Here is a 12,959-nt window from a genome sequence, read left to right as displayed (position 1 = left end):
CTAATCCTCCTGTTTAATTATCATTTCAATGTCATCATAGTTTTTTGATGATATTAAAGTTTGAACATGATTTTTATCTCTTAAAATTGTTGTTAAATGTGACAAAGCCTTTAAATGACTCTCATTATCAATAGCTGCAATACAAATCAACAATCTTACCTCTTGTTCTGGATTATCCAATAAATAAATCGGTTCTTCCAAAACTAACATTGACATTCCTATTTCATTCACACCTTCATCTGGCCGAGCGTGAGGAATTGCTACTCCCTTCCCTAAATTAATAAAAGGCCCAAACTCTTCTACTTTTTGAATCATTGCCTCAGGGTAGTTCTCAGTTATCTTATGTTGATCCAAAAGCGGTTTAGCTGCTAAACGAATTGCCTCCTTCCATCCTAATTTTTCCGAACTAACCTGATAAGTTTCTTTTGTAATTAATTCTTCTAACAATGGTAACACGTCCTTTCTGTTCATTTCTTGATAGAGATACCTCTTTAATGCTAATTTTAACTCTAATTCTTGTGTGATTACACTATATCGTCTTACTATGCTAATTATCTGATTAAGCTCAATATCTCGATAACCTGTATCTGGGAAATCTTTTGATACCAATTCAACTAACTGTGTTGTTTGTTCTTCCGTCATCATAACAGAAACTAGATAATTTGGCTTCTCTGTATCCACCTTTATAGTAGAAAAAACCATATCATAGTCACTACTAGTTTTCGCATATAAATCATCAATCTTTGAGGTTCCTATAAACTCAATTTGAGGGAATAATGCTAATAGATTCTCTTTTATCATCAATGAAGAACTAATTCCATTAGGACAGATAATTGCTGCTTTATAACATTTTTGAGGCAAATTGTCTGCTTTCTTTAAATATCCTCCAAAATGGATAACAAAATATGCTGTTTCACTATCAGGTATGGGCTTGTCAATAGCGTCCATCAAGGGAGTCAAAGAATCTTTTACTAGTTCAAATAAATCAGGATAATGTTCTTTAACATGCAACACATATTCATTTGAGCTAGGTAAGCCGAACTTTAATCTATAGTAAGCCGGTATAAGGTGACGGCGAAGATTTTCTCTCAATACTTCTCTTTGTTTAAAATGTAACAAAGAAATATCTTCCATTCTACTTATAATAGCCTCTGTTAATTGATTAAAGTAAACCGGAGCAACATCTACTTCACCTTCAAAGCAACTTGATAATAAAACTGTGACATAGCGATAATCATCCTCTGAAAATACCGTATCTATAATTCCCAAATCAACTACTGTATCTAATAAAATAGTCGTTATATCTTGAATAATAGGAGATACTAGTGTCTCTGAAAGACATACTCTTTCAACATCCCTTTGATACCTACATATAATGAATACTAAACCGAAAAGGCAAACTTTTAATTGATTAACAATAGGTACTATCTGTAGCTTTTCATAATAATCTTTAACTACCTGATCAATCAAATCATAAGTTAATGAATACCCCCAACTGGATAAAACATAATCCAACCCCCAAATCCCTATGGAGGATTCCAGCAACTCACTAACCATTTGAAAAGCTAAACGGTGCTTATTCCACTCTGAACCGTGTAAAGTATAACCTTTTGCTCTACTGTACCCTAGCTCCAAATCATTATCTAACATAATCTTTCTTAATGATTGAATATCAGATAAGGTTGTATTCTTACTTACTTTCAAAAAGTCTTGGTAATGATTATTCGATATAAAATCTAATCGGCAAAAAGTGTAAAGATAGATTAATGCTAAGCGAGTCGACTTTGGTAAAACCAATTCATCCGACTTAATAATATCTGTCAAAGACTGCTTCGTACGATTTGATAAACTATAGCGACCTTGTTTTTTATCCAGCACTATCCCTTTATTAGCTAGATAAGGCACTAAATAATCTATTCCTTCTTTGACTTCCTTTATAGGTAAGCTCACCTTAACAGATAATTCATATAATGATAGCTCACAATGATCCATCAAAGTCATCAAAATAACTAGTGCTCTATAATCAAACATTTCTCTCCCTTTCTAACTACAATTATAGTGTAAAAGTTATAAGAATAAAAGAGTATTTCAGCACAATATAATCTCACCTACTACAAGTAATTATTGGGCTGAAACTTTTTAGTAATTATTTTTCAACTTTCTATTGACTTTTAAAAACAAAGTGATATCATTTAGGTTTTAGTAATATCAACTGAGTAATATCTTCTAATTTTTTCATCTTTTTTTGTCAAGTAACTTTACTTTACAAAAAAAATGTGTTATCCTAGTATGGTTGATGAAAATCAGTAGATTGAATCGAATATAAATACCTAAAGGAGAAATCAAAATGGCAGTACCTGCACGTCGCACTTCAAAAGCGAAGAAAAACAAACGTCGTACACACTACAAAGTAACAGCTCCATCTGTGAACTTTGACGAAACTACTGGAGATTACTCACGTTCTCACCGTGTATCACTTAAAGGATACTACAAAGGACGTAAAATCGCTAAAGCTTCATCAGCTGAATAATAGAAGGGAGATACCATGCGCGTAAATATTACACTTGAACACAAAGAATCTGGTGAACGCTTGTACCTTACTTCTAAAAACAAACGTAACACTCCAGACCGTCTTCAATTGAAGAAATACTCACCAAAACTTCGCAAACACGTTGTGTTTACAGAAGTAAAATAATATAACATACAGAAAGCCTATGAAATCAACATTTCTAAGGCTTTTTCTTTTAAATTTAGCAAAATAACTGAATTTTAACTGATTATGATTGTTCATATCAAATAGGGGAATGTTTTTGATATAATTATTTTGAAAAACATTAAGGAGCTTAATATGAAGAAGCCTATAAATAATAATTGGGGAGAAAAAATTTCTGAAGTCTCTAAACAAATCAAAGAATTTAAAATAACTTCTTTTTATATGTTAAGTACAGACTTATATAAAATTAATAATAAAAAATTAACACAAATTATTACTAAAAAATTTAAAAATCATCCAGCCACAATAATGGTTTTAATAGGTACCAAAGATGGTCAACTTATTGCTAAAAAAAATGAATTTTGGAATATTCCCTCTGAGATACATCATTTGAAAGAAGCGATTGATGAAAAGACTAATGACTATCTTGACTTATACTTTATTAAACTTGAGAAGGAAAAGCAAAATTGGTTAAATAACGCAGAAGGTAATAAATTTATTAAATTTATCTTCACTCCTCTTATAGAATTTGGTAAAAAGAGCGAAATATACCTCTACTTTGTAACACTTACCGTATATCAAAATGGGGCAATAGTAATTGATTTATTTGAAGATTTGAGAGATTCTTTTTATAACATCGATTTTCTACACCCGTATACCAAAATGATAGCCAAACTCTTTCCTGATTTTAAAAATAAAAATAAAGCATACTCTTTGAACTCTTCTCAACAGTTAGATGATATTTTAAATTATATAAAAAAAGAATTATCTTCAATAAACGGAGGAATTCAATTAAGCGAACGTTTTTTTACACTCCACTTCATTACCAATATGAAAGATATGAATAAATTAGAATTCTTTAAAAAAGACAAATTGTATACTTGGATGATTAATGCTCCATATACTTCGCATGCTCTATCCTCTATGAATAAATCAAAATATTACATAGCAGACTATTTTGATTTAGAATACATTAACTACATAAACAAAGGCGCTAATTATATCATTTGGAATAACAATGATTCTAATAATTTTGAGTTCAATTTTCTACAACAAGCTAGTTTCTTTTTGGCTTCTGCTACCCCGTTTTTTCAATTAGTTTGCCTTGAAGAAACTATTATGGACGGACTTGAAAAATTCCACCTCTCAAACGAAAAACATCTTATTAATTTTAATGAATGGGCTCACAATTATAAAAAATCATATATTTTTATGTACCGACTTAATTATAGACCTATTTTTGAACTTTTTAATCATCTTAAAGAGCACTCTGATTTCACTCACGATGAATATGTAGAAAAAGTAAAGCAAGAGGAATATGACTTAATTAAAGAAAAATATCAATTTAATGAATTACGAAATACTAAACTTATGGAAGCAATACTTTTTATTATTGCTTCCGTATCTGTTCTTCAAGTAATAAATATCTTTACTAATAACATTGAGATTTTATTGATAAGTTTAGCTAGTCTTATTGTTATTTCTATTTTTATAATCATATCAAGAAATCTAAAATAGCTGAATTTTAACTGATTATAATAATCAAGAGATTATTTTAGACAAATCTATCATAACTTGTTCAATCTTATGTTTTCCTTTTTGCATAACATGAAGATAGATTTTTTCTATTTCTCTACTATCTTCTGAATGTCCCACAAACTCTCGAATAACGTTTAAGCTTACATTCTTATCAGCCATGACTGAAACAAAACTATGTCGGAACATATGGGGAACTATGTGAACAGGCCTACCAAAATCAACTAGGTCATCAATATCCTTATAGGATTTTCCACTTTTCTTATTATACTTAGCGGACTGACTAGTTCCACCTCTTAAGAACATTGAAATTTCTGTATGATACAATGGACTGCCCTGCTGGTTCTTCCCTTTTATGTATACCGAAGTTAAGTAAGCATTCAATACGAAGAATCAATACAGAAGAAAAACGCTGATTCAAACGTTTTTTCTTTTTGTTTAATTCAGTACATTGAAAAAAATCATTCGAATGACTACATTTTTGACTATATTTTTTGTGAAATAAACTAGATGTTCGGATATATAGAAAAATCCAAAATCCCCTGCAAATCTACATTACAGGGGACTTGTGTATTATTCTTGTACTTCTTTCTGAGCTGCCTTGCCTTGGTCTAGAAGGGCTTGGACGATTTTTTCATCGCGTAGTTTGACAGAATCGTTGATCATTTCTGCGGACTTGACGATGGTTGTTTCTAGTTGGGCACGTTTCTGGCGTCCCAATTCAATGGCAGCGACGATACCTTGGTTTTGAGCGACCAGGCTTTCAGCCAGTTTGGTAACAGACTCAACAGCGACTGTCGGGCTTTGGGCAATTCGTTCCATCTGCGGAATCACTTCCTTGCTGGTTTCAGCTAGCATCTGAAGGGCAGCATTATTGGCATTGACAATGGCATCTGCCACGACACCTGATTTCATTGATTGTTGCAAAATACCAAGTTGGGCAATAGAAAGCTTCATTGTTGGAATCGTATTACGACGAAGCATACCCAATTTTTGGCGCATATCAGATGACACCTTCACAAGATTGCGCATCTGAGGTGTTGTTGCCCAGGCAACATAGAGACGGCTGACATACTCAGTATGTTGTTGTTCAAGGGTATTGACCACTTCAGCCATGCGGGCCAATTCTTGTGACTTGGTTTGGTATTCTACCGTACTTGTATCGAGTTGGTCAGCTTGAGCTTTCAGTTCTGCAGCGCGATTGCCAGCTTCTGTCTGGCTAGCTTCGATAAAGGAAATCACTCCCACTAGATTTTCAATGGATTTGGTATTGTCCTCAATCAACATCTCAGCTGAAACGATATTTCGAGCTAAGACATCTTCTTGCTTGACCACTGCAGCTGCCATACCATCGAGCTTTTGCTCCACTGTTTTTGAGTCAAAGTAAAATTCTTGTAGGGTATTCTTGCTCTTGTTAAACAATCGTTGCAAAAAGTTTGGCTTCTCTTCTAACTCAGCAATTTCAGCGTTCTTGTATTTGACTACAAAGCCTTGCAACTCACGGTTGGTATTTTTAAGTAGATCATCCACTTGGGGAATCTGCAATTTCTTTTGTTCTGACAAGATACGATTGACCGTATTATTCACACCTTCTACAGCAGATTGTCCAAAATCCAAAAGAGCATTTTGATTTGTGACAAATTGGTCTACTAACTGGGGCACGTGCGCCTTGATTCCTTCTTGCTGCTCAGGGCTCAACTTTTCAAGGAAGGTCAAGGTCTTGTCCGAGCCAGTATTGGTCTCGATGATTTGGGTTGTTTTATCCACCTTAGCTACCGTATTATTGGCAATCTGGTCAATATCAAAATTAAATTCTGTCATGGTTACTCCTTTGTTTCTAACCTATTCTTTACGATCTTTTTCTAGGATACGCAAACTGATATCAAAATCACGCATATCTGTTTCATTGAATTCTCTCAAGACTTGGTCCAGTTCAAGGTCAAATTGTTCGATGGCTGCTTTAGCTTGTTGCAAGCGTTCTTCTGCTCGATTATAGTTCTTCGGATTGGCCTTAATCTTTAAATAGCCTTCTAAAATCGTTTGGAATTTCTCCATCTTCAAACTATGAATGGCCGTCAATTCTTCCTTATCACCATCAGCAGAGGTGGCAATCTTGTCTAAAATAGCCTGATGATCAATGGCAATATTGGCCAAGGTCTGGGACAATTCTGGAGCTAATTCCTCTGGCTCCGCATTTTCAAGATCTACCTGACTTTCTCTATCCAAACGTTCTAGCTGAACATCGATAGTTGCCCTCACTGTACGAACCTTTTTGTCAATACGGTTGTAGACATCAGCATCGATATAGGACTTGAGACGTTCCGCCTCCTGATGGATTTCCCGCAGTTCGATTAATACTTGATTAGCCAAACTCTTATAGGACTCTGAGCCTTTTTCTACTAAAGTTCCCTCTAATTGCTGAATATCCTTGTCCGCCTGACGAATACGAGCTTTTAAAAGCTCAATCCGATCATCGAGCGAACGATCCTGCAAAAGAGGATAGCGCCAACGTTTATAGAGGCGATAACCACCATAGCCTAGCAGGACACAAGCCGCAAGCGGAAGAGCATATTGAACCAAAAGGCCCAGTAAGAACAAGAAGCCCCAAAAATAGAGACAGCCTTTCCAAAAACCATTACCCGATTTCATAAACATTCCTTATTTTCAATTTATAAGTCTATTTTAGCACAAAAGACAAAAATGAGGGCGGAAATCCCTAGAAAAGAGTTGATTTCTTTGCTGTAGAATGGAGGCTAGAAGCGCGTGGGCTAATTTCAGTAAAGTGGACTCAAACCACAAACACACTCTGAGGAATATCAAAACAAAAGCTTGAAAAATCGGAGGGGGTGTGTTAGAATGGGTTTATAGTGATGATAATTGTCTAACAAGGCAACAAAAAGCCCCACCGTGCCACCGATGGGGGTTTTTGCTACCCTCTAAAAGGGGGCTACGTCTCTTTATCCATAACTTGAAAAGCTCAGATAACACGTTAATCAGTAACGGAGCTAGAAACACTGTGAGTAAAGTTTCTAACATATGTAACACCTCCCTTCCTTGAATTGAGGGGGCCAAAATATTATATCATACCAGATTTATATCATCAACATCGTGTCATTCTTTGAATAGATAGACTTAGACACACAAATAATCTTACTAGCAAATCTCTAAACAAACCCAGAAATCAACGTTTTAAGACAAAGCAAAAAGCCCACTGTTGTAGGCTTTCTGTAAGATATATCTTAAAATTAAAGCATCTTGTTGTAGAATTCAACGACAAGTGCTTCGTTGATTTCTGGGTTGATTTCGTCGCGTTCTGGCAAGCGAGTCAATGAACCTTCCAATTTTTCAGCGTCGAATGATACGAATGCTGGACGTCCAAGAGTAGCTTCTACTGCTTCAAGGATAGCTGGAACTTTCAATGATTTTTCACGAACTGAGATCACTTGACCTGGAGTTACGCGGTATGATGGGATATCAACGCGTTTTCCGTCAACAAGGATGTGACCGTGGTTTACGAATTGACGAGCTTGACGACGAGTAGTCGCAAGACCAAGACGGTAAACAACGTTATCCAAACGACGTTCCAAAAGAAGCATGAAGTTGAAACCTAGGATTCCGCCTTTGATTTTTGTAGCTTGTACGAACAAGTTACGGAATTGTTTTTCACCTACACCGTAAGTAAAACGAAGTTTTTGTTTTTCAGCCAATTGCAAACCGTATTCTGACAATTTAGAACGGTTGTTTGGTCCGTGTTGTCCTGGTACGTAGTTACGACGTGCCAATTCTTTACCTGTACCTGTAAGTGAAAGGCCAAGGCGACGAGCTTGTTTCCAAGATGGTCCTGTATAACGTGACATGTGAATGTCCTCCTGATATAAATAATATTTCGGTGGAAATAGTCACTTAGAAAGCCCTGATTCGTGCAGATGCCCTTCGCCTAAACAGCCAAGGTTACTTATCATAAGACACCTGTTGACGAGCTTCATGCTTTCCTGCTGATATTTCACACAAAATCCATTTTACCATGAATGGCTGGATTTGTAAAGGGGTTTTAGGCTTTATTTTCACTGCCAGAGAGGTTAAGAAGGAGAGTAAAGGTGCTTCCGAGGCCGTACTGGCTGCTGACTGTGATTTCTCCACCCAATTGATGGGCTAATTCACGCGCAATCGCAAGACCCAAGCCATGACCACCTGTCTTCATGTTACGCGAAGTTTCTACACGATAAAGGCGCTTGAAAATATTCTCCAAGTCCTCTGGGGCAATGCCCTGCCCTTCATCTGTTACACTGATTGAAAGCTGGTTCTTCTCCAGCTTAGCTACCACCTCCAACTTGGTTCCTGGAGCAGAGTATTTAAAAGCATTATTGACCAGATTCACCAAGATACGAGAAAGTTTGGCATAATCTCCCTCAATCCGAGCAGACTCTGGGATTACCTGCAAATGGACATCTCGCTCCTCCTGCTCAATCAAGAACTGAAATTCACTCATGCACTCAATCAAGAGCTGGTCCAGAAAAATACTGTCTTTGCTAGTCGTTTCCACCTGATTTCTAGCTGTATTTAAGGTCAAAAAATTCAACTCCTCAACTAGTTTATTGAGTCTTTCCGTCTGGCGCCCAATGGTTGCTAGATAGTGGGCTTGTTCTCCTTCCTTGATAACCCCATCCAAAATCCCTTCTACTGTCGCTTGGATCGAAGTAATGGGGGTCTTGATATCATGCGAAAGCTGGGCAATCATCAAGCCCTTTTCTCGTTCGCTTTCTTCTAATGAATCAAAGGTTGCCTGCAAATCATGGGACATCTCATTGAAAGCTTGCCCTAACTGCTGAAATTCTGCAGGCCCTTGAACCTCCAGATTTGAAGGAAAATCCTTGTCCGCTACTCGCTTGGCATGTTCCTTAAGTTTGGCCAATGATGTAAAGACAGGCGATAGGAGAAAGAGACTAATCCCAGCACCGACAAAACTTGCGATTAAAGTCATGCCAATCAGGAAATAAATTTCTCTTTGCTCAATTAACATGCGCTGGATGGCCCAAAAAACCACGATAATTGTTAGGAGTGTTGAAATGATATACCCCACTAAAATATAACTTTTTAATTTCATTAACTACCCTCGTGCTTTCTCAATCTTGTAGCCCAAGCCCCAGACGGTTTTGATGGTGGGCGTTGCTGCACTGGCATGTTTAGCCAACTCCTGTCGGAGAGCATGAATATGAACATTCAAGGTATTGGTATCATCCACATAGTCTTCTTGCCAGACCTTTTCATAGAGATCTGTCTTAGAGAAAACCCGCTCTGGATTGCTGGCTAAAAACCATAGAAGTTCGAAGGATTTGACTGTCAAATCAAGCGCCACATCTCCAACTTGGACCTCATGGCTACCGTGATTCATCCGTAAATCTCCGAGACTGACGACCTCTGTCTCACCTCCACGATGAAGGCGACGCAGGATATTGTGGACACGCAAAACCAGCTCACGTGGGCTAAAGGGCTTGGCAATAAAGTCATCTGCCCCTAAGCTCAGGCCATAAATCTTGTCCTGCTCGCTAGTCTTAGCCGTGATAAAGAGAAAAGGCTGATCCGGAGATTGATACTGGACTTCGCTAATCAAATCATAACCATCCATCCGAGGCATCATGATATCTGTAATAATCAAATCAATCGGTTTTCGCTTGAAGATTTCTAAGGCCTCTACTCCATCATGAGCCACCAAAACCTGATACCCTGCCTGAACCAGATAGCGTTGATGAATATCTGTGATTTCTACCTCGTCGTCAACGAGTAAAATTGTCTTTCCCATCTGTCTCTCCTTTGAAAAAAACAGTGCTATACCACAATAGTATAACACTATTTTAATCACTTTACGAACATTCTAATCGCTATCTGGATTTTTCAAATCCTAGATAGAAAGTCTGTAGCTAGACTAGTCATTTTCCTCTTTTTTAGCTTTCAAACCGAGGCCACCTAATAGTCCTGCCAAGGCGAGTCCAAAGAATCCAAGAGTAGCCATTGATGTTTGAGCTTCGCCAGTATATGGAAGCATGTCTTTTTGATTTTTCATTTGAGCAGTCATCATTGGATTTGATGCCTTGTTATTAGCTGCCATCTTGCCTTCATCAGACATTTTGCTTGAGGCTGCTGGAGCTTGATCCTGTTTCATGCTTGGTGTTGCCATAGGCTGGCTAGCATTCATGGTTTTATCCTGCTCTTTGTTAGGCATCATCTTATCCTGACTAGCAGCTGGCATTTGAGATTTCATCTCATCTTGATTGACACTTGGCATTTGAGCGTTCATCTTAGACGCATCTTGATGACTACTCATCATTGGAGTCGGCATAGCTGAACCATTAGAAGATGGGACGAAGCCTGATTGCATCGGAGCAAGAGACTGATGTCCATTCAAGTTCACTGTCAAATCCTTAGTCGCTACGAGATTGCTCAAATCAGCTTTACCATCTTTCGCACCGTAAACCTTAATTGTAGCTTTATAGCTTTGAGTGCCGTTTTGTTTCAAGAGGTCTAGAAGCTCTTTATCAGATTTGCCTTGAGTGCCAGCCAAATCTACTTCATAGAAGTAGAGACCTTTGCCCAATTTCTCTACTGGTGGAAGGGCGGGATTTTTGGCTGAACCATTGTCAGACCATGGAGCCTTGTCTGAAGCTTTCAAGATAAGGCGTGTCAACATACCATCACCTGCGAAAAATTCATATGGAATAACTTGGTTGACACCAGCTGTGAATGGGCCTGGGAAGTTGGCCTTGTCCAGGTAAGATGCTGGAACGTCTACCGTATCTTTGGTATTGTCGGCTACGCCTTTTTGTACTTCGGCTGGAGTGGTTAAGCCGTTCAAGTTGACATCCAAATTTTTAGTCGCTACGAGGTTGCTCAAATCGGCCTTGCCATCTTTCGCACCGTACACTTTGATGGTTGCCTTGTAGCTTTGAGTGCCGTTTTGTTTCAAGAGGTCTAACAAGTCTTTATCTGATTTTCCTTGAGTTCCTGCCAAGTCCACTTCGTAGAAGTAGAGGCCTTTGCCCAATTTTTCTACTGGTGGAAGAGCGGGATTTTTAGCTGAACCATTGTCTGACCATGGAGCCTTGTCGGATGCTTTCAAGATAAGACGAGTTAACATACCGTCACCGGCGAAGAATTCGTAAGGAATGACTTGGTTAACACCGGCTGTGAATGGGCCTGGGAAATTGGCTTTATCCAAGTAAGAGGCTGGAACATCTACTGTGTCTTTAGTATTATCGGCTACGCCCTTTTGCACTTCAGCTGGAGTGGTTAAGCCGTTCAAGTTGACATCCAAATCCTTAGTCGCTACAAGATTGCTCAAATCAGCCTTGCCATCTTTGGCACCGTACACCTTGATGGTAGCTTTATAGCTTTGAGTGCCATTTTGTTTTAAGAGGTCAAGTAGCTCTTTATCAGATTTACCTTGAGTGCCTGCCAAGTCTACTTCGTAGAAGTAGAGACCTTTGCCCAATTTTTCCACTGGTGGAAGAGCTGGATTTTTAGCTGAACCATTGTCTGACCATGGAGCCTTGTCTGAAGCCTTCAAGATAAGACGAGTTAACATACCGTCACCAGCGAAGAATTCGTATGGAATGACTTGGTTAACACCAGCTGTGAATGGGCCTGGGAAGTTGGCTTTGTCCAAGTAAGTGGCTGGAACATCTACTGTGTCTTTAGTATTATCAGCTACACCTTTTTGAACTTCAGCTGGGGTAGTCAAGCCGTTCAAGTTGACATCCAAATCCTTAGTCGCTACAAGGTTGCTCAAGTCTGCCTTGCCATCTTTAGCACCGTACACTTTGATAGTTGCTTTATAGCTTTGAGTGCCGTTTTGTTTCAAGAGATCAAGAAGCTCTTTATCTGACTTACCTTGGGTACCTGCCAAGTCTACTTCGTAGAAGTAAAGACCTTTGCCCAATTTTTCTACTGGTGGAAGGGCTGGATTTTTAGCCGAACCGTTGTCTGACCATGGAGCCTTATCTGAAGCTTTCAAGATAAGGCGTGTTAACATACCATCACCAGCGAAGAATTCATATGGAATAACTTGGTTGACTCCGGCTGTGAATGGGCCTGGGAAGTTGGCTTTATCCAAGTAAGTAGCCGGAACGTCTACTGTGTCTTTAGTATTGTCAGCCACGCCTTTTTGCACTTCAGCTGGAGTGGTTGCTGGTTGAGCTTCACTTGCTTCACGGTCTTGTCCAGCAACTGTAGCTGCAGGACTTTCCACAGGTTTAACCGCATCTTCTGTTTGTTTCTTAGATTCTGGTTTTGCTTGCGCTTCTTCTTTTGGTGCTACTACCGGCTCTTTAGCACCTACATCTGCTTTTTCTGGAGAGCTTGCAGTATCCAAGCTTGCTTTAGGTGTTGATTCTGCCTGCTCTGAAGGAAGAGCTGTATCGACTGCTTCTTTGAGAAGTTCTACTGGTAAGTCGCTCTTTTCACTCACCGCAGTCGCATCTGGCGCTACTTGAGCAGGGGTTGGATTGACCACATCAGCACGTACAGAACTTGGTTGACCAACTAGGACAAAGAAACCACTGGCTACAACAACTGAGGCAACACCGACACTAAGACGGCGAATAGACCAACGAGTATATCTTTGATTTGGATTGAATTTCATAGGATTCTCCTTAGAGTTTTTCTTTATTTGATGACTCTAGTATAATCTCCTAAAATTAAAAAGGATTAAGAAAAA

11 protein-coding genes are annotated in these 12,959 nt (G+C 38.4%); 3 read left to right on the top strand and 8 right to left on the bottom strand.

All coding sequences use genetic code 11. The annotated features are described in order from the left end of the window. Window positions 1–2,031, bottom strand: coding sequence for a BglG family transcription antiterminator (locus NMM17_RS03255; RefSeq protein ID WP_254753823.1), 2,031 nt, complete (start codon window positions 2,029–2,031; stop codon window positions 1–3). A 316-nt stretch (window positions 2,032–2,347) separates the two neighbouring features. Between NMM17_RS03255 and rpmF the strand changes: the two genes are divergently transcribed. From rpmF to NMM17_RS03240, 3 genes are all read left to right on the top strand, one after another. Further along, window positions 2,348–2,530 (top strand): 50S ribosomal protein L32, encoded by a 183-nt coding sequence (rpmF, locus tag NMM17_RS03250; protein ID WP_049546651.1) that lies wholly within the window; start codon window positions 2,348–2,350, stop codon window positions 2,528–2,530. A 15-nt stretch (window positions 2,531–2,545) separates the two neighbouring features. Then, on the top strand, window positions 2,546–2,695 hold the full coding sequence (gene rpmG, locus NMM17_RS03245; protein WP_001265622.1) for a 50S ribosomal protein L33: 150 nt from the start codon (window positions 2,546–2,548) through the stop codon (window positions 2,693–2,695). 153 nt (window positions 2,696–2,848) lie between these two features. Beyond that, entirely contained in the window at window positions 2,849–4,231 is a 1,383-nt protein-coding gene (locus tag NMM17_RS03240; RefSeq protein WP_070526244.1) for a hypothetical protein, read from the top strand. Window positions 4,232–4,255: 24 nt separating this feature from the next. Here NMM17_RS03240 and NMM17_RS03235 read toward each other — a convergent pair whose 3' ends face one another. The 7 genes from NMM17_RS03235 to NMM17_RS03205 form a co-directional block, all read right to left on the bottom strand. Beyond that, window positions 4,256–4,576 carry a tyrosine-type recombinase/integrase gene (locus tag NMM17_RS03235; protein ID WP_083306558.1) on the bottom strand — a complete coding sequence of 107 codons (321 nt, stop codon included), beginning with the start codon at window positions 4,574–4,576 and terminating at the stop codon, window positions 4,256–4,258. Between the two features lie 246 nt (window positions 4,577–4,822). Then, the gene (locus NMM17_RS03230) at window positions 4,823–6,070 is read right to left on the bottom strand and encodes a toxic anion resistance protein (protein WP_033685330.1); all 1,248 of its coding nucleotides are present in this window, start codon (window positions 6,068–6,070) and stop codon (window positions 4,823–4,825) included. 21 nt (window positions 6,071–6,091) lie between these two features. Further along, the gene (locus NMM17_RS03225) at window positions 6,092–6,898 is read right to left on the bottom strand and encodes a hypothetical protein (RefSeq protein ID WP_033685331.1); all 807 of its coding nucleotides are present in this window, start codon (window positions 6,896–6,898) and stop codon (window positions 6,092–6,094) included. A 596-nt stretch (window positions 6,899–7,494) separates the two neighbouring features. Then, window positions 7,495–8,106: a 30S ribosomal protein S4 gene (gene rpsD / locus NMM17_RS03220; RefSeq protein ID WP_000092756.1), complete on the bottom strand. Its 612-nt coding sequence runs from the start codon at window positions 8,104–8,106 to the stop codon at window positions 7,495–7,497. 194 nt (window positions 8,107–8,300) lie between these two features. After that, window positions 8,301–9,353, bottom strand: a complete 1,053-nt coding sequence (locus NMM17_RS03215) for a cell wall metabolism sensor histidine kinase WalK (protein WP_254753822.1) — start codon at window positions 9,351–9,353, stop codon at window positions 8,301–8,303. A gap of 3 nt (window positions 9,354–9,356) precedes the next feature. Further along, complete coding sequence (locus NMM17_RS03210) at window positions 9,357–10,049, bottom strand: response regulator transcription factor (protein ID WP_254753821.1); 693 nt, start codon at window positions 10,047–10,049, stop codon at window positions 9,357–9,359. A 123-nt stretch (window positions 10,050–10,172) separates the two neighbouring features. Then, entirely contained in the window at window positions 10,173–12,884 is a 2,712-nt protein-coding gene (locus NMM17_RS03205) for a fibronectin-binding SSURE repeat-containing protein (protein WP_254753820.1), read from the bottom strand. Between the last annotated feature and the right edge of the window lie 75 nt (window positions 12,885–12,959).

This window comes from Streptococcus sp. CF7_Ac1-12, assembly GCF_024295905.1.
Taxonomy (GTDB): Bacteria; Bacillota; Bacilli; order Lactobacillales; family Streptococcaceae; genus Streptococcus; species Streptococcus mitis_AP.
The sequence above is the reverse complement of the archived record's forward strand: the minus strand, read 5'-3'. Positions and strand labels throughout refer to the sequence as shown.